This is a genomic window from Paenisporosarcina sp. TG20 (genome assembly GCF_000286315.1).
Taxonomy (GTDB): domain Bacteria; phylum Bacillota; class Bacilli; order Bacillales_A; family Planococcaceae; genus Paenisporosarcina.
Window position 1 is genome coordinate 1 of sequence record NZ_ALJG01000001.1, and the last position, 503, is coordinate 503.

At 32.8% G+C, this 503-nt stretch carries 1 protein-coding gene; it reads left to right on the forward strand.

What is annotated here, in order from left to right; translation table 11 throughout:
* Positions 1-48 precede the first annotated feature (48 nt).
* On the forward strand, positions 49-503 hold a 455-nt coding region (locus B371_RS0100005), incomplete at its 3' end, for a transposase (protein ID WP_237721479.1).

Here is a 503-nt window from a genome sequence, read left to right on the forward strand (position 1 = left end):
AATGATCTTCTCCTCTTTGATCGAGGCTATCCTTCCCTTGATTTCTTTATGTATCTCTATGAATCTAACATGAAATTTGTTATAAGAATTCCTAAAAACTCATATAAGAAGTTGATTGACCCGTCATTATCTGATCAAATCGTTAAGTTTAATAAAAAAGGAAAAAGCATATATTTACGTGTATTGAAATTCAAATTAGATTCAGGCATTGAAGAAATATTAGTCACCAATCTCATGGACGAAGCAATGGATGTAGAAGCATTCAAATCTCTTTATTTCAAACGTTGGGGGATCGAGACCAAATATGATGAATTAAAAAATAAATTGCAAATTCAAAAATTCACTGGTGATACACCTATTTCAATTAAACAAGACTTTTATGCGTCAATCTTTCTATCTAACATGACCGCCCTAGTTAAACAAGAGGCCGATGAGTTGATAGCAAAAGAACAAGAGCCCAAGGAATTGAAACACGAGTACACAGTCAACATGAACATCCTAAT